This window comes from Nosocomiicoccus sp. HMSC059G07 (genome assembly GCF_001815515.1).
In the GTDB taxonomy this organism is placed as follows: Bacteria; Bacillota; Bacilli; order Staphylococcales; family Salinicoccaceae; genus Nosocomiicoccus; species Nosocomiicoccus ampullae_A.
Genome location: NZ_KV820771.1, coordinates 1 through 18,382 on the forward strand (window position 1 = coordinate 1; position 18,382 = coordinate 18,382).

Annotated in this window: 20 protein-coding genes; 17 read left to right on the plus strand and 3 right to left on the minus strand. The window is 35.3% G+C overall.

Going from position 1 to position 18,382, the window contains the following annotated elements:
• The first annotated feature begins 62 nt into the window (after positions 1-62).
• The 4 genes from tsaE to tsaD are packed head-to-tail and all read left to right on the plus strand — an operon-like array spanning position 63 to position 2,600.
• Entirely contained in the window at positions 63-512 is a 450-nt protein-coding gene (gene tsaE, locus HMPREF3029_RS00005) for a tRNA (adenosine(37)-N6)-threonylcarbamoyltransferase complex ATPase subunit type 1 TsaE (RefSeq protein WP_070622219.1), read from the plus strand.
• Positions 513-1,154, plus strand: a complete 642-nt coding sequence (gene tsaB / locus HMPREF3029_RS00010) for a tRNA (adenosine(37)-N6)-threonylcarbamoyltransferase complex dimerization subunit type 1 TsaB (protein ID WP_070709112.1) — start codon at positions 513-515, stop codon at positions 1,152-1,154. It abuts the gene before it with no gap.
• Complete coding sequence (gene rimI, locus HMPREF3029_RS00015; protein WP_246830684.1) at positions 1,133-1,597, plus strand: ribosomal protein S18-alanine N-acetyltransferase; 465 nt, start codon at positions 1,133-1,135, stop codon at positions 1,595-1,597. The genes tsaB and rimI overlap by 22 nt, the downstream gene beginning before the upstream one ends.
• Positions 1,581-2,600 (plus strand): tRNA (adenosine(37)-N6)-threonylcarbamoyltransferase complex transferase subunit TsaD, encoded by a 1,020-nt coding sequence (gene tsaD, locus HMPREF3029_RS00020; RefSeq protein ID WP_070709114.1) that lies wholly within the window; start codon positions 1,581-1,583, stop codon positions 2,598-2,600. The genes rimI and tsaD overlap by 17 nt, the downstream gene beginning before the upstream one ends.
• 120 nt (positions 2,601-2,720) lie before the next feature.
• Here the strand turns inward: tsaD and HMPREF3029_RS00025 are convergent, their stop codons facing one another.
• The gene (locus HMPREF3029_RS00025; protein ID WP_070709116.1) at positions 2,721-4,634 is read right to left on the minus strand and encodes an ABC-F family ATP-binding cassette domain-containing protein; all 1,914 of its coding nucleotides are present in this window, start codon (positions 4,632-4,634) and stop codon (positions 2,721-2,723) included.
• A gap of 121 nt (positions 4,635-4,755) precedes the next feature.
• Between HMPREF3029_RS00025 and HMPREF3029_RS00030 the strand changes: the two genes are divergently transcribed.
• The 6 genes from HMPREF3029_RS00030 (at position 4,756) to HMPREF3029_RS00055 (ending at position 9,524) form a co-directional block, all read left to right on the plus strand.
• Positions 4,756-5,391, plus strand: coding sequence for a redox-sensing transcriptional repressor Rex (locus HMPREF3029_RS00030; protein WP_070622214.1), 636 nt, complete (start codon positions 4,756-4,758; stop codon positions 5,389-5,391).
• Positions 5,392-5,402: 11 nt separating this feature from the next.
• On the plus strand, positions 5,403-5,651 hold the full coding sequence (gene tatA, locus HMPREF3029_RS00035) for a twin-arginine translocase TatA/TatE family subunit (RefSeq protein ID WP_068130359.1): 249 nt from the start codon (positions 5,403-5,405) through the stop codon (positions 5,649-5,651).
• Positions 5,652-5,698: 47 nt separating this feature from the next.
• Complete coding sequence (gene tatC / locus HMPREF3029_RS00040; protein WP_068130356.1) at positions 5,699-6,457, plus strand: twin-arginine translocase subunit TatC; 759 nt, start codon at positions 5,699-5,701, stop codon at positions 6,455-6,457.
• A gap of 1 nt (position 6,458) precedes the next feature.
• A complete protein-coding gene (locus HMPREF3029_RS00045; protein WP_070622212.1) occupies positions 6,459-7,943 on the plus strand; it encodes a sucrose-6-phosphate hydrolase in 1,485 nt (494 codons plus the stop codon).
• Between the two features lie 19 nt (positions 7,944-7,962).
• The gene (locus HMPREF3029_RS00050) at positions 7,963-8,763 is read left to right on the plus strand and encodes a MurR/RpiR family transcriptional regulator (protein ID WP_070709117.1); all 801 of its coding nucleotides are present in this window, start codon (positions 7,963-7,965) and stop codon (positions 8,761-8,763) included.
• Positions 8,764-8,876: 113 nt separating this feature from the next.
• Positions 8,877-9,524, plus strand: coding sequence for an LPXTG cell wall anchor domain-containing protein (locus tag HMPREF3029_RS00055; protein ID WP_070709118.1), 648 nt, complete (start codon positions 8,877-8,879; stop codon positions 9,522-9,524).
• A 27-nt stretch (positions 9,525-9,551) separates the two neighbouring features.
• On the opposite strand, the gene HMPREF3029_RS00060 is transcribed toward HMPREF3029_RS00055, so the two are convergent.
• Positions 9,552-11,252: a M3 family oligoendopeptidase gene (locus HMPREF3029_RS00060; protein ID WP_070709119.1), complete on the minus strand. Its 1,701-nt coding sequence runs from the start codon at positions 11,250-11,252 to the stop codon at positions 9,552-9,554.
• A 132-nt stretch (positions 11,253-11,384) separates the two neighbouring features.
• On the opposite strand from HMPREF3029_RS00060, the gene HMPREF3029_RS00065 reads away from it, so the two are divergent.
• The 5 genes from HMPREF3029_RS00065 to HMPREF3029_RS00085 all read left to right on the plus strand — a co-directional run bounded on the left by HMPREF3029_RS00065 (position 11,385) and on the right by HMPREF3029_RS00085 (position 15,448).
• Positions 11,385-11,981 (plus strand): LemA family protein, encoded by a 597-nt coding sequence (locus HMPREF3029_RS00065; RefSeq protein ID WP_070709120.1) that lies wholly within the window; start codon positions 11,385-11,387, stop codon positions 11,979-11,981.
• On the plus strand, positions 11,981-12,805 hold the full coding sequence (locus tag HMPREF3029_RS09300; protein WP_070458202.1) for a TPM domain-containing protein: 825 nt from the start codon (positions 11,981-11,983) through the stop codon (positions 12,803-12,805). The genes HMPREF3029_RS00065 and HMPREF3029_RS09300 overlap by 1 nt, the downstream gene beginning before the upstream one ends.
• A gap of 81 nt (positions 12,806-12,886) precedes the next feature.
• Positions 12,887-14,017 (plus strand): globin domain-containing protein, encoded by a 1,131-nt coding sequence (locus HMPREF3029_RS00075; protein WP_070709122.1) that lies wholly within the window; start codon positions 12,887-12,889, stop codon positions 14,015-14,017.
• A 261-nt stretch (positions 14,018-14,278) separates the two neighbouring features.
• Positions 14,279-14,806 (plus strand): hypothetical protein, encoded by a 528-nt coding sequence (locus tag HMPREF3029_RS00080; RefSeq protein ID WP_070709124.1) that lies wholly within the window; start codon positions 14,279-14,281, stop codon positions 14,804-14,806.
• 270 nt (positions 14,807-15,076) lie between these two features.
• Entirely contained in the window at positions 15,077-15,448 is a 372-nt protein-coding gene (locus tag HMPREF3029_RS00085) for a thiol-disulfide oxidoreductase DCC family protein (RefSeq protein ID WP_070458189.1), read from the plus strand.
• Between the two features lie 29 nt (positions 15,449-15,477).
• Here HMPREF3029_RS00085 and HMPREF3029_RS00090 read toward each other — a convergent pair whose 3' ends face one another.
• Positions 15,478-16,245, minus strand: a complete 768-nt coding sequence (locus HMPREF3029_RS00090) for a CPBP family intramembrane glutamic endopeptidase (RefSeq protein WP_070709125.1) — start codon at positions 16,243-16,245, stop codon at positions 15,478-15,480.
• A gap of 169 nt (positions 16,246-16,414) precedes the next feature.
• Between HMPREF3029_RS00090 and groES the strand changes: the two genes are divergently transcribed.
• Together groES and groL are read left to right on the plus strand one after the other, a co-directional pair.
• Positions 16,415-16,708 carry a co-chaperone GroES gene (groES, locus tag HMPREF3029_RS00095; RefSeq protein WP_068130326.1) on the plus strand — a complete coding sequence of 98 codons (294 nt, stop codon included), beginning with the start codon at positions 16,415-16,417 and terminating at the stop codon, positions 16,706-16,708.
• Positions 16,709-16,720: 12 nt separating this feature from the next.
• Complete coding sequence (groL, locus tag HMPREF3029_RS00100; protein WP_070709127.1) at positions 16,721-18,343, plus strand: chaperonin GroEL; 1,623 nt, start codon at positions 16,721-16,723, stop codon at positions 18,341-18,343.
• The last annotated feature ends 39 nt before the right edge of the window (positions 18,344-18,382 follow it).

An 18,382-nucleotide genomic window follows, 5' to 3' on the forward strand; every position in this document is an offset into this window, starting at 1 on the left:
ACTCATTGGAGACCCTATAGGGTCTCCTTTTTTTATATATTTTTATATATTATGAGGTTATTATGGATAAAACTATTTATATAAATGATTTAAATGATACTAAACAACTAGCTGAAACGATTGGTAAGTATATAAAACCAGGTTTTGTTATTCTTTTAAGTGGTGATTTAGGGGCAGGTAAAACAAAATTTACTCAATTTTTAGGTAAATCTTTAGGTGTTAAGCGTGCAATTACTTCTCCAACTTTTAATATCATTAAGTCATATAAATTAAATGATAATTATTTACATCATATGGATTGTTATCGATTAGAACAGAGTGATGAGGATTTAGGGTTTGATGAGTACTTCAATGATTTCGATATTACGATTATTGAGTGGTATAATTTTATAAAAGAATATTTGCCGAATGAATTTTTAAAAATTAATATTGAACGTATTGATGAAAATCAAAGGAAGTTTACAATTGGATCAGAAGGTAAACAATACGAGGAGTTAGTAGGTGTGTTATAAGTGAAGTCTTTATATATAGATACTTCAAATCGAGCGTTGTCTGTAGCCGTTTCAGATGACGTATTATTAGCTGAAATTAATATCAATGTTAAACGCACACATTCAGAAACGTTAATGCCAGTTATTAACGAGGTACTTAAACTAGCGAATGTAGATAAGTCTGAGTTAGAACGAATTATTGTAGCAAATGGTCCGGGATCATATACAGGGTTAAGAATAGGAGTAACAGTTGCAAAAACGTTAGCTTATTCCTTAAATATACCGATTTATACAGTATCAAGTTTACTCGTGCTAGCAGCAAGCTATCGTGGTGTAGTTGCACCAATGATGGATGGTAGACGTGGAAACTGTTTTAGTGCGATATATGACGTTGATCAAAATGGATACGATGTTTTAGAAGAGCCAAAGCTTAGAACAGGGAAAGAGTATTCAGATCTCGTGTTAAAATACGGTGCTGTTATTGTGCATAATACATTAGAAACACAGTCATTTGAAGTTGACGGTGTCCATACTACACCAAGAATTTCATCTCTTATCGGAATGGATGATGATCTTTTAACTAAAGTTGATGCACATGACGTTGTACCAGACTATTTAAGATTAACTGAGGCGGAGAGAAATTGGAAAAACAATCAATCGTAATCCGTCCGATGAACTCTGATGATGTTCCAGCAGTTCAGAAAATAGAAGTTGTATCTTTTCCTGATTCACCATGGACAGAAGAAACATATGTCCATGAACTGTGTAACAATCATTTTGCACATTATTTTGTCGCAGAAAAAAATGAAACGGTTATCGGATATATCGGTGTATGGATTGTCGTTGATGATGCACAGATTACAACGATTGCGATCAGTCCAGAGTCGCGAGGAAATGGCTATGCGAATACATTGATGGATTTTATTATAGATTATTGTAAACCAACTGTCCGTCAAATATCATTAGAAGTAAATGTTAATAATTATCATGCGATTAAATTATATGAATCTAAAGGGTTTGTATATGGTGGTATACGAAAAGATTATTACGGTGCAGGTAAAGATGCACATGTCATGTGGGTGAGATTAGATGGAGAAAAATATTAATATATTGGCGATAGAAACAAGCTGCGATGAGACTGCTGCGAGTGTTATACAAAATGGGAATACTGTTCTTTCAAATATCGTCGTGAGTCAAATAGAGAGTCACAAGCGTTTTGGAGGTGTCGTTCCAGAAGTCGCATCAAGACATCACGTTGAGTCTATTACCCGAGTGATAGAAGAGGCACTTCACGAGGCGAACGTCACACCAAAAGAACTCGATGCGGTTGCAGTAACATATGGACCAGGTTTAATCGGAGCGTTACTCGTCGGTGTAAACGCAGCGAAAGCATTTGCGTTCGCACATGATTTACCACTTATTCCTGTCCACCATATCGCAGGACATATATATGCAAATCAATTAGAGCATGACGTAAAATTCCCACTCATTGCGTTAATCGTGTCAGGTGGGCATACTGAGCTCGTTAAAATGGAAGACCATTTACAGTTTGAAGTGATCGGTGAAACTCTAGACGATGCGGTAGGAGAGGCATATGACAAAGTCGCTCGTGTAATCGGATTACCGTATCCAGGTGGTCCAGAAATAGATAAGTTATCTAAAGAAGGCATCGATACGTACAATTTCCCACGTGCATTGCAAGATGAGGGATATAACTTTAGCTTTAGTGGTTTAAAATCAAACGTAATTAACACACTTCACAATGAAAGACAGAAAAACATCGAAATTAAACCAGCAAATGTTGCGAAAAGCTTCCAGGAAAGCGTCGTAGATGTCTTAACGACAAAAACAATGCGCGCTTTAAATGAAGAAAATATAAAGACATTAATCGTTGCTGGTGGAGTCGCAGCGAATAGTGGACTTAGAGAACGATTCGAAACGTTAACAAAAGAAAACGGAGTAGAATTATATATACCGAGTTTAAAATACTGTACCGACAACGCTGCAATGATTGGGGCCGTTGCGTACGAACAGTATAAACGTGGAGATTTCGCAGATTTAAATTTAAATGGATATAACTATATAGATATAGAAGACGTAATATACTAACACATCAGCCTAAATCTGATGTGTTTTTTAATAAAAATTACGACAAAATAAAAAAGTTATGCACAGTTGTGGATAACTTTGTGCATAACTTATGGATTATGTGTGTATTGTTGTGGAGAATTATTCAAGTTCTGATTTTTTAATCTCTATTTCTTCCCATTCTAATAGATTATATTCGAGTTCAGTATTCAGTGACTCGAGCTTCTCATTCAGTTCATTTGTTTTCTCAAAATCGTTGAATACTTCTGGCTGTGTCATTTCTAATTCGACTTTTTCAATTTCTGTCTCGATTATTTCTATTCTTTGTTGAAGTTTGTCGCTTTCTCTCGATAGTTTTTGTATTTGGCTACGAAGTTCTTTTTGTCTTAGGTAATCGTCGTTAGTATCTTTCTCCACTGTTTCCTCTACAAATGCACGTTGTGCTTCTTCCTCTTCTTTTTTATGGAGATAGTATTCATAGTCACCATTTATGATTTTCGTTTTTTGCGTATCCATTTCCATAATGCGATTTGCTAGCTTTTTGATGAAGTACCTGTCGTGCGATACGGCGATAATTGTACCTGGGTAATCCATCAATGCTGATTCAAGCATCTCTTTACTTTGAATGTCTAAGTGGTTTGTAGGCTCGTCGAGTAGTAGCAAATTATTTTTTTGTAGCATGAGTTTAGCGAGTTGTATGCGTGCTTTTTCTCCTCCACTTAACTGATAGACATGCTTAAGTACGTCATCTTGAGTGAATAAAAATTGTCCGAGTATTTTACGAATATCTTGTTCTTGAAAATGAGGATACTCTTTCCATAACTCTTCAAGTATCGTGTTTTCAGAATAGAACTCTGCTTGTTTTTGATCATAGTAACCAATCGATACGTTTGTACCGTACTGGATGTCACCACTGATAGGAGGAAGTAATTTTGCGATTGTTTTAATGAGAGTAGATTTACCGATACCATTTGGTCCTAAAACGAGTAAACGATCCTCTTTTTCAACGAAGAAGTTTAAGTCGTTATTGATAACCTCGTCATATCCAATCGCAAGTTCTTTCACACGTAGTACGTCATTTCCGCTTTCCTTTTCAATGGTGAAATGAAACTGTGCTTGCCTTGTATCGCGCGTTGGAGAATCGATTCGGTCCATTTGTTCGAGCATTTTACGTCTACTTTTTGCCATACCACTCGTCGATGCACGTGCGATGTTTTTCTCGACGAACATTTCAAGTCGCTTGATTTCATCTTGTTGTCTCCTATATAGTCCAAGCTCACGATTATAATCTTCTTCTTTTTGTTTTTGATAATTCGTGTAATTACCGTGATATAATTTTCCTTGTTGGAATTCTATTTCATAAATTTTATCGACGATACGGTCTAAGAAAAATCGGTCGTGGGATATAACGACGACAGATCCAGTATAGCGATTTAAATAGTTTTCTAGCCATTCGACAGTTTCTAGGTCAAGGTGGTTCGTAGGCTCATCGAGTAATAAAATGTCCGGGCGGTAAAGAAGCATTTTACCGAGTTGTAATCTCGTTTTTTGACCACCAGAAAATTCATTTATCGGTCGGTCTAAGTCTTCTAAGCTAAAGTTTAGTCCAGTAATGACCGTTTTAATTTCAACGTCGATTGTGTAGCCATTATGAGCTTCAAAAAAGTTTTGAAGATACTCTAATCGTTTCACTTGGTCGTTATAGTCTACGTGTGTATACTCATGATTTGTTAGCCACTCTGTGACGATATCGATTTTATCTTTTACTTTTAATACGTTACTAAATGCTAGATTCATTTCTTCACGTACAGTTTTGTCGGATTCGAGTGACATTTCTTGTGTTAAATAGCCAATAGAAATATCTTTTGGTGTCGAGATATTACCGCCATCATACGATAATTCATCTGCCATAATCTTCATGAGAGTTGTTTTCCCCGCACCATTTCCACCGACAATACCAATTGTTTCTCTCGATTTAACTTCTAAATTTATATTTTTTAAAATTTCTGTTGAACCGTAATTTTTTTCAACGTTTTGCAAGCTCATGACAATCATAAAAATCCCTCTTTCTCAGTAAGTGTAGTGTACCATGTTATGTATGAGAAATACGATAAAAACCTTAAAGTCATTGACTTATATGGTATAATTAAATGACAAAATATTTGAGGTGAGTCTTTTGTTAAAGAAGCAGAAAATACCGAACGCAACATTAGATCGATTGCCTTTATACTTCAAGTATTTCAAACAAAGTGAAGACAACGGAATTGATAGAGTGTCTTCTAGAGAGATTAGCGAAGCACTTGATATAGACTCAGCAACGATTCGACGTGATTTTTCTTATTTTGGAGAGCTTGGCAGAAAAGGGTATGGATATAATGTCCATGCACTCGTTAAGTTTTTTTCAGAACAAGTCCAAGGCACAGGGATGAAGAACGTTATACTAATTGGTGTTGGTAATCTCGGAAGTGCGCTACTAAACTATAATTTTACAAAAATTCATGATAAAATAAAAATAGCGGTAGCCTTTGATATAGATCAACATATTATTGGACAAACAATAAATGGGGTTGAAGTAAAAGATATTTGCGAGTTAGAATCCGTTGTTCAAGATATTCAAGCAGAAGTGGCGATTCTAACAGTTCCTGGTCAAGTCGGAGTTGATCTATCTTCCAAACTTGAGGCCCTTGGGATTAAAGGGATATTAAACTTCACACCAGAAAAACTTGCAGTTTCAAACGAAGTTACTGTACATAATATAGATTTAAGCGTTGAAATGCAGGCGTTATTATTCTATATGAAGCATAACAATTAGGAGGGGAAAAGATGAGCGTATTATTATTTCCTATGACAATCGGCGCTGTAGCACCGGTAAGTTTAATTATCATCGCTGCAGTTGCACTTTTAATCTTCGGACCTACAAAGTTACCACAACTTGGTCGTTCAGTCGGAACTACAGTTAAAGAATTTAAAGAAGGCTTTAACGGTTTAGGAGAAGACGAAAAACCTGAAGAGAAAAAAGAAGAAGTCGTTAAAATTCAAACGAAACAAGAAGACGAAACAATTCAAAGATAGTTGATTAAAGGTGGCGAACGCCACCTTTTTTTCCGTGAGGTGGCTTTATGCAGGAAAAGAAAGAAATAATCGAGCACGTTCAAGAGTTACGTAAGCGCGTTTTATTTGTCACGTATTTCTTTGTCGCAGCGTTACTGATTGGATTTTATTTTGCAAAACCACTTGTTCATTATTTACAAAATGCACCGTGGTTAGAAATGACTGAAATGCATGCGTTTAACGTGACAGATCCGTTAAGAATTTACTTAACGATGATCGTTATTATCGCGTTTATACTAGTGCTCCCAGTAATTTTATATCAGTTTTGGGCGTTTGTTAGTCCAGGTCTATATGAAAAAGAGCGACAAGTAACACTTATATACATACCGATTGCATTCATTCTTATGATTATAGGAATGGTGTTTTCTTATTTTATCGTCGTACCGTATATCGTGAAATTTACGTTTAGTTTATCAGTTGAAATGGGGATTGTGACGACGATTGGTATTAATGATTACTTTGGCTTTTTAGTACGCACGGTACTTCCTTTTGGTATAATATTTCAAATGCCAATTCTCGTCTTATTTATGACACAACTTGGCATTATTACGCCAATGTTTTTAAAGAAGAATAGAAAATATGCGTACTTCATCTTATTTGTCTTGGCAGCAATCATTGCGCCACCAGACGTTATGACGCATTTTTTACTAACGTTACCAATGATTTTATTATACGAAATTAGTATCACTGTATCTAAAGTAGGGTATAGACGTTATTTAAAAGCAGAAGAACAGGCGTTAAAAGAAACGTTAAAGGGGGACGAGTAGGATGAAACGAATCGAAGACTACAACTCAGAACAAATCGAAACAGCTATTGAGTCATCGATGATGAGTAAATGGCGTTTAAATTATCACGTTCAACCTGTGATGGGAATACTCGGTGCACCTTGTGGATTCTTCTACATTAATGGTCTGTACCATATCTTTTATGAATGGGAACCTGCAACTAACGAAGAAAGTGCAACGTATTTATATCACGTGACGAGTGAAGACTTAATTCATTTTAATAACGAAGGAATTAAATTACGTCCAGATGACTTATATGATAAAGACAATCTATACGGCGGGAATTTAACTTTAATCAACAATGAACTGACGCTATTTTTTACTGGTGAACAGCAAAAATCAGACGGAGTTCATACATATCAACGTGCAGGTGTTATCGATACAGATTTTAAAATCAAAAAATATCCCGCACCGATTTTAAGGGAAGTTGAACCTGGTTACAAACAATATTTTAGGAATCCATACGTATTTACACACGACGGTGAAATCAATATGATGATCGGAACAATGAACGACGAAGAGTTTGGGCGAATCATCATGTACCGTGGTAAATCACTCGAAGATTTAAAGTTTTTAGGTGAAGTCAATACAGGTTACGATATGTTTGGATATTTCTGGGAATCACCGGAGCTATTTACGTTAGATGATGCCGAAGTGTTAATGTTTAACCCGAGAGGGCTCGATAAGTTTAAACATCATTTTTGGAATATTTATCAGTCAGGATACGTCATTAATGACTTTGAATATGGATCGTTATTTGTTAATCACGATGATTATAGAGAATTTGATGGTGGATTTGATTTTTATCGACCAGTGACGACATTGGATTCTGAAGGACGACGTGTTTTAATCGCTTGGATGTCTGCTGAAGAAAGTAAGTATCCTACAGAGATTGAAGGCTATAAAAATGCACTGACAATTCCTCGAGTGTTAACGGTGAATGGAGACAGACTCATTCAAACTCCGCATCCACATTTAAAAGAGTTAAGAAGAAACGAATTAAAAGCAATTGGATACTTTAACGAACATCGTAAACCACTCACAGATTTTTATGGGGACAGTTATGAGTTAAATATCGATATCAAAGAAAATAATGCACGTGAGTTATTCTTTTTACTGAGAAAGAGTAATCGTGAAGAAACGATTGTATCTTATAACAGTGAGGAACAAAAGATAACGCTTGATCGTACATTTAGCGGCGCACTAATTTCAGGAGTAGACGGGACAACTAGAAGTATAGAGTTAACAAGACCACTCGAACGACTACAAATATTTATGGACCGCTCATCCATTGAGATTTTTATAAATGACGGAGAGCATACGATGACGGCGAGAATTTTCCCGCGTGAAGAATCTATCGGTGTGGAAGTGATGGCAGAAGATGGTGATTGTTACGTCGAAATGACGCATTACACATTAAAAGGATTCAAAGAAGACCCTGTCATTAGTCAGCGCAAGAAGATTTAAACAACTGGAGGTAGCACTCATGTTTTCAGTATTAGAACTTATCCGTAGAAGGTATGAACATTTCACACCAGTTGAGTTAAAAATTGCAGATTTTATATTAGAACACCCAGAAGACGTGACTCATATGACAGTTCAAGAAATATCTAAAGAGAGTCAAACGAGTGACGCTGCGGTGATTCGATTTAGTAAAAGACTCGGCTTATCAGGTATTAAATCATTAAAAGTCGAACTCGCGAAAGAACTTCATTCTATTAATGAAAATCCTTTATCGAGTAATGTGCAAATAGTATCTGATAATGAGTCGACAATTTTCCAAAAAGTATTTCAAAATACGTTAAGAGTGTTACATAGTAATGACACACTAGTTGATAGAAAGATTCTAAGTGACGTTACAAAGGTAATTGCTAAAAAAGAAAGAGTGTTACTATTTGGAGCGGGAGAATGTCTTCCAGTAAGTTTAGACTTTCAGAGTAAATTAATCGAGTTAGATATCCCGGTTTTTGTCGTTAACGATTTAACATCGTTACGAGGTCGTTTATCAAAATTTACGTCAAAAGATTGTATGATTACGATTAGTACGAATGACAACCCTGAAATTATGAAAGCGTTAAGGCTTGCGAATGAACGATCAGTAGAAACAGTATCGATTACAGATGGTAATTCATATCGAGTCGAGCGCTTATCAGATTATACGGTATTTTTCTCTGAAGAAGTGACGAATACGAACTTAATGATGACGAGTCGAATCGGGTTATATATGATACTCGATATTATATTTATATATCTCGCTAAATATAAAAAACATAACATTCTTTCATAAGTATTTATAGATTGTTTCATAAGCATTAAAGTTATGTGACAAATAGTGTTGTCGATAGAAAAACTACCTATATTTATCTATACTAAAGATAACGAATACGAGGGGGCAGGCTTATGAAACTAAAAGAATTATTGTTATTTTCGGTACTGATTATGTTATTAATTGCACCTGTTTCTTCTGCAGATGAAGAAACGAATGCTTCAGATACTGAAAACTCAGCAACTCAAGAAGAAACAAAACAAAATCAAACGAATTATGCGGATAACCCATCAGAAGCCCCTGATGAATCTACTGACTCTGATAACTCAAACGAAACTGAGAAACCACAAGAGCCAGAAACACCAGAAACAAATAAACCAGGTGAAACTGATAATGAAGACACTCAAAATCCGCCGAATAATAATGATATCATCGACACAATTGATGAACAGGTTAAAGAAGCGGATGATAACGTACTCGACGCGATTGGTGTAGAAGAAAAACCTGGAAATAACAACCCAATTGTTTCAGATGATACACTCGTAACGGATAACTCAAATACTGACACAGCTGTTACGTCAGATAAAGAGTCTAATAAAAAGTCGACATCTAAATCATCAAAGGATTCTGAAAAGAAGAAAACACCACATGGTGCAAAAGAGTTACCAGATACAGGTGTTAACGAGAGTATAGAATTACTATACGTAATAGAAATTATTTTATTAAGTGCAGGACTCATGCTATTAGTAAGAAAAACTAATAAAATAAAAATCAAAAAATAAATGCCACATCTTTGATGTGGCATTTTTCTATAGACTTTTATCGTCGATATCATTTAAATAATCTTTTACGAAATCTACGACTTCTTCTAACGTTCCGTCCTCAAACGGAGATTTTAAGTTGGCAACTTTTACTAATTCACCAAATGGTAGTGAACCACCGAGTTTACATAGCGTTAAATAGTCGCCAAATGCGGCTACAAAGTCATCCATTACACGTTTAAAGAACTGTAGTGCACACACTTGGGCGAGCGTGTAGTCAATATAATAAAATGGAGACGCAAATAAGTGACCTTGACCGTGCCAAAAAGCACCATCTACATATGCAGGGATGTCTTCATAGTCTCTATCTGGTAAGTATACCGCTTCAATTTTCTTCCATTCTGCGCGGCGTTCTTCAGGTGTTAATTCAGGATTATCATATACGACGTGTTGGAATTCATCGATCGCTACACCGTACGGTAAAAATTCTAACGCACCTGAAAGATGAGAGAATTTAAATTTATCTGTATCTTCTTTAAAGAATAATTCCATCCATGGATACGTAAAGAACTCCATACTCATCGAGTGAATCTCACATGCTTCATATGTTGGCATAATGTATTCTGGAACTGAGAAGTGACGTGAAGAGTACATTTGGAATGCGTGTCCTGCTTCGTGAGTAAGCACTTCGATATCACCTTGAGTCCCGTTAAAGTTTGAGAAGATAAACGGCGCTTCATAATCTTCTATGAATGTACAATATCCTCCGCCTTCTTTTCCTTTTTTAGCCTCGACATCGAATAATTCTCGTTCTGTCATAAATGTATAGAACTCATCCGTTTCTTTAGATAATTCTCTATACATTTTTGCACCATTTTCCATAATTGCTTTAGTGCCACCTTTAGGTGTTGGGTTTCCAGATTTAAACTCATAAGCAAGGTCGTAATATTTTAAGTCTGATACACCGATACGTTCTTTTTGTCGCTTTCTTAATTCACTCACGTAAGGTACGACGTAGTCACGTACTTGTTTACGATAATTTTCTACCATCTCTCGGTTATAATCGATACGGTTCATATGAACATATCCGAGCTCTGTGTAGTTGTTAAATCCGAGCTCAACTGCCATTTCATGACGTTTTTTGACGAGTTGATCATAAATATCATCGATTTCATCGAGATGTTCTTTCATGAAATTTTGTTTAGCATACATCGCAGACTTTCTCACTTCACGGTCATCGTTAATCATATACGGAGAAAATTCTGTGAGTGCAAGTTTTTTACCATCATATTCAATTTCAGCAGATGACAGTAAAATCGAATATTTCGATGTTAATACGTTAATTTCAGTCATTAAATCTTTAACTTTAGGGTCAAACCCTTTAATCTCATTATCGACTAATGCAAATAACTGTTTGCCGTATTTTCCTTCTAATTCGTCACGAAACGGACTATTTGCAAGCGCTTTATAATAATCGTTTGTTACAGAAGACAGAATCGGCAAGTTGTTATCGTAAAAATCACGCTCACCAAGATAAAACTCATCTTTCGTGTCGATAGATGCACGAACAGTTGCGATCGTAATCATCGAATGGATGTGTTTAATTTTCTCATTGTACTGATCGATAACGACTTCTGCATCTTCTACTGTTTCTGCTTTCTCAAATGCGCTTAAGAGTCCATCGACCTGTTCTCTAAATAAATCAAAATCTGGTCGTTTGTACTCAAAATCTTTAAATTTTGTTACCATAAGTTTCTCACTCCTTGATGTGGGGTACTATTATATTACTATATTATATTGGAAATGTTCATGACTTTAAAAGTAGTCGTATATAATATTTCTTTAGTATAATGAATTTATATTTAAAAAAGGAGTTTTCCAATGAAAAAATTATTAGCACCAATCGGTATTGTACTCGGGATTATCATTGTATTGGCAATCCTTATAATGCCAAAATATAACAAGTTTGTTCAGTTAGATGAACAAGTCAATGAAAAAGAATCACAAATTGAAACGCAGCTTCAGCGTCGTGGAGATTTAATTCCAAACTTAGTTGAAACAGTGAAAGGCTATGCCTCACACGAAAAAGAAGTGTTTCAAGATGTTGCGGATGCACGTGCACGTTTAGCAGGTGCAAACGGAGTAAATGAGTTAAGTGAAGCAAACGATCAAATGACTAGTGCTTTATCTCGTTTATTAGCTGTTGCTGAAAATTATCCTGACTTAAAAGCTAGCGAACAATTTACAGGATTACGAGATGAACTTGCAGGTGCTGAAAACAGAATCGCAGTCGCACGTCAAGATTATAACGAATCAGTAAATGAATATAATAAACAAACACGTGTGTTCCCAGGGAACATTATCGCTATGATTTTTAATTTTGAGAAGAAAGACTACTTTAAAGCAAGTGAAGGTGCAAAAGAAGTGCCGGGTGTAGATTTTAACACGAATCAAGAGGATAACTCAGGTGATGAGTAATGAAGCGGATCATTCCACTTCTTCTCATCATTATATTAACAACACCAGTCGCAACGGCAGCACGCGTTGAAATGCCGAAACTCGATACGTCGCATTATTTTGTTCAAGATAATGCGCACGTATTAGATGAGTCGACAATTTATGAGTTAAATGAACTAGGGTCCCATTTAGAAAAGGGGACCGGAGTAGAAATGTTGCTGATGACGATGGACTCAACAGGGCAAGAGCATCGTCAAGACTTTGCACTACGTGCATTAAGAGAATATGGTGTCGGTAAAAAAGAAAGAGATAACGGTATCGTTATACTATTTAATAACGACAACGACAATGAATTTAATAACCGAGGAATTGACGTTCAAGTAGGTTATGAAATTGAAGGGTATTTAAACGATGCAAAAATCGGTAAAATTATCGATGATTACGCACTCGAAGATGCTAAACGAGGAGATTACGACAAAGCATTAAAAAATCTCTATAAAGCACTATACGAAGAAAGTTTAAATGCCTATGGATACGATGAAGAAACCGGTGAATTCACAAACGAACAGCCAGAAGAAACTTCTAATGATGATGAGTTCTATACATTTTTATTTAATACGCTCATTTTAGTAATTGTTATTACAATATTATTTTACATTATGAATAAAAACAACCGAGGTGGACCACCACGTGGAGGTAGACGACGTCCGTCTTATCGCCGAAGTGGAACACCAATATTCTTCCCTTCAGGTAGAAGTGGCGGTGGATTCTCCGGCGGTAGCGGAGGATTTGGTGGCTTCGGAGGAGGAAGCGGCGGAGGCGGAGGCGCTGGCCGTGGATTCTAGACTAACCTTGACATAAAGATGTCAAGGTTTTTTTATGTAGTATCAATTTATAGATGTTAAAATTAAGAGAGGAGGGATAACATGCTAACAAACGAAGAAAAAGATCTCGTTAAAGCAACAGTTCCATTATTAAAAGAACATGGCAGTGAAATTACGAGTACATTTTATCAGCGTATGTTCGAAAATCATGATGAATTATTAAACATGTTTAACCAAACAAATCAAAAATTTGGTGATCAACCAAAAGCACTCGCAAACACAGTTCTTGCAGCTGCAGAGCATATCGATAATTTAGAAGCGATTGTACCTGCAGTCATCGGAATCGGTCATAAGCATCGTGCATTAAATGTAAAAAAAGAACATTATCCTATCGTCGGTAAATATTTACTCATCGGTATTAAAGAAGTACTTGGCGACGTAGCAACGGATGATATCATTAATGCTTGGGCAAAGTATTATAATCAGATTGCTCAAATATTTATTGATGTAGAAGAAAAAATGTATGAAGAAGCAGCTTGGGATGGGTTTAAATCATTTACTGTAAAAGAAAAAGAGTATTTGACAGATGATGTGATTAGATTCACTGTTGATAATGATGAAGCACTACCTGAAATCCTTCCTGGTCAGTATATTACAGTGAAAGTTAAACCAAACGATTACCCATACGAAGCTTTAAGACACTATTCGATTTGTTCAATTAATACAACGAATGGTTTACAATTTGCCGTTAAACGTGAAGGTGAAAAAGACGAAGCAGGCGTAGTTTCTCATTATTTATTTGATGAATTAAATGAAGGAGATATGATTGAACTTTCAGCACCAGCTGGTGATTTCTTACTAGATCATTCAGATGAGAAACTATTATTTATTGCTGGAGGCGTTGGTTTAACGCCGATTATGTCTATGGTAGAGAGTGCTGTAAAACATAATAAAGATATTGATTTAATCATATCAACGACTGATGAAACAACACTACCATTTAAAGAAGAATTAAAATCATTGAAAGAAAATGTAAATATTAACATTAGATATACTAAAGACGATGGCTACTTAACAGCAAATGATATTAGTGGTTATGATGATTATTCAATTTATATATCAGGTTCATTAGCATTTAACCAAGCGATGATTAATGCTTCTCTAGACAATGAATATGATATGAGTAAAGTACATTACGAAGCATTTGGACCAAGAATGAGTCTAGCAGTATAGTTCAATTTTCCGATGAAAAAGTGTAAAATTAAATAGAGTCCAAAAGAAATCCCTTTAAGTGATACTTAAAGGGATTTTGTATATATTAATATTTGAACTTTAATGTATTGGAGTAATGTTATGAAAAAAGTACTCATATATGACGGAGACTGCGATTTATGCAGTCGGTTTATCAATCTAGTAGTTAAAGTGAATAAAAATGATGACTTATATATTACGGACTTTAATTATGATAAAAACCTTAGAAGATTAGGTGATTAGATGAGTAATGATGTTCCTTTTAATCTTGATCTTACTAACGTTAACATTAGTCCTTATCTTTATGTAGAAAATGAAAATAGAGTAAGATTTGATTTTGATAATATAAATAATTTTATTATTAATTTTATTATTGACCAGTTTAAAAATGAAGAATTATTAAATATACTTTACCTGTCTAATGTTTCAGTCAACAAATTTTCACAAGATTCATTGAATTTAGCCACAAAAGAATATTTAAACTTATATAAATCCTCACATTTATGGAAAGAAAAAATAATTAATGTCATTGATGATGGAGATTTAATAGAATATACTTTTTCTGAAATAAAAGATGTGAATATAAGCGCCGTTTATGATTATTATTTATATATGAAAACAACAGAAGCTCAAGATAATTATCTTTATTTTTATAACAAAAATTTTATTATTAATATGAATAGTGATGTTCTTGATATTGTTACTAACAATGAAGAAATTATTAAAAATATAAAAACTTCAATTATTTCTTATGATAAATATCATGAGTAGCTTAATAATGCTAATTCTATTTGGTAGATATTACAAGTATCTACACGAAGCGTTTGGACCAAGAATGAGTCTAGAAATATAGTTTAATTTTCCGAGTGAGTAATCACTCGGAATTTTTTAACTGAATTCGAGAGTTAGATGATGCATCATGGACAATCACAATTGAAAAAGTGTAAAATTAAATAGAATCCAAAAGAAATCCCTTTAAGTGATACTTAAAGGGATTTTGTATATATTAATATTTGAACTTTAATGTATTGGAGTAATGTTATGAAAAAAGTACTCATATATGACGGAGACTGCGATTTATGCAGTCGGTTTATCAATCTAGTAGTTAAAGTGAATAAAAATGATGACTTATATATTACGGACTTTAATAGTGAATGGTTTAAACAGCTACCATTTAATATCGACGCTGAAAGTGTGTCGTATATTTCTAAAGATAAAATATATAATAAATCAAACGCGGTCATTCATATGCTTATGGACGCCAATCGCCTATTTAAGCCGATCGTTATATTAAAAATTATCCCTAAAATTTTTAGAGATAAACTATACGACCGCTTAGCAAATAATAGATATAAATATAAAAGTGCATGTTCGGTAAAGTCTGTAAAATTTTACCGAATGTATTTAAAATAAAACTCTCAAGAAATTCTTGAGAGTTTTACTTATATTATCGTATTGAATATAGTTTTAATGATAATTAAACCGTTCGTTTGAAGTTGTTCGAGTTTTTCAATTTGATCTTTAAAAGTCAGTTGTAGTAGTACAACACATCCATTCATTAGCATATGAACGACGATTGGCACGAGTAGTCGATTTGTCATTACGTAGACAAAACTAAAGACATAGCTCATTCCGACGTAAATTAAAATGTGCGTAAAGTCAAAATGCGCGATAGCAAAAACAAATCCTGAAATCAAACCTGCAATTAAAAATGCAGCGATTTTATTCATCGGGAGTCTCTCGTATATTTCAGCGAAAATTGCGCGTCTAAACACATATTCCTCGATAATCGGACCGATGACTGCTACAAAGAAAATCATATATGGCATGTTAGAAATCATTTCCATAATATGCTTTGTGTTTTCACTTTCCAGTGGATTTCCTAATAGGTGAATGTTAATTTGTGCAGTAATGATTTGTACACCGTACGCAAGTATTAGGCCTCCAAAGATCCATGCGACCGTTTGAAGAGGTGGGGTTTTAACACCACTTTCAAAAATGTTTTTATCTTTGTGGATATTACCTAAAACTAAAATAATGATAAGTCCGATAATGTAAATAACAAACTGATAGGGCATATATAAGCTTAAAATTTCCTGAACACTCGCACCAGGATTTTTAAGTGCGATATAAATTTGAATTGGAATACCTGCGATTTGAATGACCCCAAACATCACGACAATAAATAAACTATATATAGTTCTATTCATAAACAATCTCCTTAAAATAAGTCTTTAAACAATAGTACCATTTTACAATATAAAACATGAAAACGAAATGCTATAACTTGAAATTTGACTATCTTTGATGTACTATAAAAATCAGTTAGCACATTACAGTGATGAGTGCTAAAAGACGATTATTGAGGAGGCTATAACAATGTTACGACCTTTAGAAAATAGAGTGATTTTAGATATTAGTAAATATACAAAAGAAGAAACGACGTCCTCTGGTATTATTTTAACTGGAGATTCTTCAAAAGAAGAACCGGTCTATGGTGTAGTTGTTGCAGTAGGACCTGGACGTACGTTAGATAACGGAGAAATTTTAAAAATAGATGTTAAAGAAGGCGACAAAGTCGTTTACAACTCATTTACAGGAACAGAAGTGGATTACGAAGGGAAAAGTTATTTAATCGTACCCGCACAAGATATTTTAGCAGTAGTAGAATAAGGAGAGATATAAATGGCTAAGGAACTTAAATTTTCTGAAGATGCACGTCAATCGATGTTACGTGGAGTTGAAAAACTCGCAAATGCAGTGAGAGTGACACTTGGACCTAAAGGACGTAACGTCGTTTTAGATAAACAATTTACAGCACCTCTCATTACAAATGATGGTGTGACAATCGCAAAAGAAATCGAGTTAGAAGATCGCTTTGAAGATATGGGCGCAAAACTCGTATCTGAAGTTGCAACAAAAACAAACGACATCGCAGGAGATGGCACAACAACAGCAACAATTCTCGCTCATGCAATGATCGAGGAAGGGCTTAAAAACGTAACAGCAGGCGCAAACCCTGTCGGCATTCGCCGCGGGATTACAAAAGCTGTTGAAGAAGCGGTAAAAGCACTAGAAGACATTTCAAAACCAGTACAAGATAAGGAATCGATCGCTCAAGTCGGTGCGATTTCAGCAAACGATAAAGAAGTCGGAGAATTTATCTCTGAAGCGATGGAAAAGGTCGGTAACGACGGTGTCATTACTATTGAGGAGTCTCGTGGGTTAAATACAGAATTAGAAGTCGTTGAAGGGATGCAGTTTGATAGAGGTTATTCATCTCCATATATGGTGACAGACTCTGAAAAGATGATCGCAGAACTCGATAATCCATATATCTTCATTACAGATAAAAAAATCACGAACTTCCAAAACGATTTACTACCTATTTTAGAACAAATCGTTCAACAAGGACGTCCGATTTTAATTATTGCAGATGACGTTGAAGGGGATGCACTTGCGAACCTCGTGCTAAATAAATTACGTGGTACATTTACGGCAATCACTGTAAAAGCACCAGGATTTGGTGACCGTCGTAAAGCAATGCTCGAAGATATCGCAATTTTAACAGGTGGCCAAGTCATCACTGAAGACTTAGGACTCGAGTTAAAAGACGCTAGCTTAGATATGCTCGGTACAGCTTCAAAAGTACATGTCGATAAAGAAAACACGACAATTGTAGAAGGAAGCGGTGATGAGAACGCGATTAATGGACGTATATCTCAAATAAAAGCTCAGCTTGAAGAAACGGACTCAAGTTTCGACAGAGAAAAACTTCAAGAGCGTCTCGCAAAACTTTCAGGTGGTGTCGCAGTTATAAAAGTCGGTGCGGCGACAGAAACAGAAATGAAAGAACGTAAACTTCGTATTGAAGACGCGTTAAACTCAACACGTGCAGCAGTCGAAGAAGGAATTGTATCAGGCGGTGGAACTGCACTGATTGAGGTGTATGACAAAGTCGCATCACTAGATGCAGAAGGCGATGAAAAAACAGGTATAAACATCGTACTAAAAGCACTCGAAGCACCAGTAAGACAAATCGCAGAAAACGCAGGACTTGAAGGTTCAGTCATTGTAACGAAACTAAAAGAACAAACAGGTGGCGTTGGCTATAACGCAGAAACGGACGAATGGGTGAATATGATTGAAGCGGGAATCGTCGACCCTAAAAAAGTGACACGTTCAGCACTCCAAAACGCAGGATCAATCGCATCAATGTTCTTAACAACAGAAGCGGTCGTTGCTGATATACCTGAAGAAGACAACATCGGAGACATGGGCATGGGCGGCATGCCAGGGATGATGTAATAAAAAATCATAAAATATTAAGGCCATATATCAGTTCAA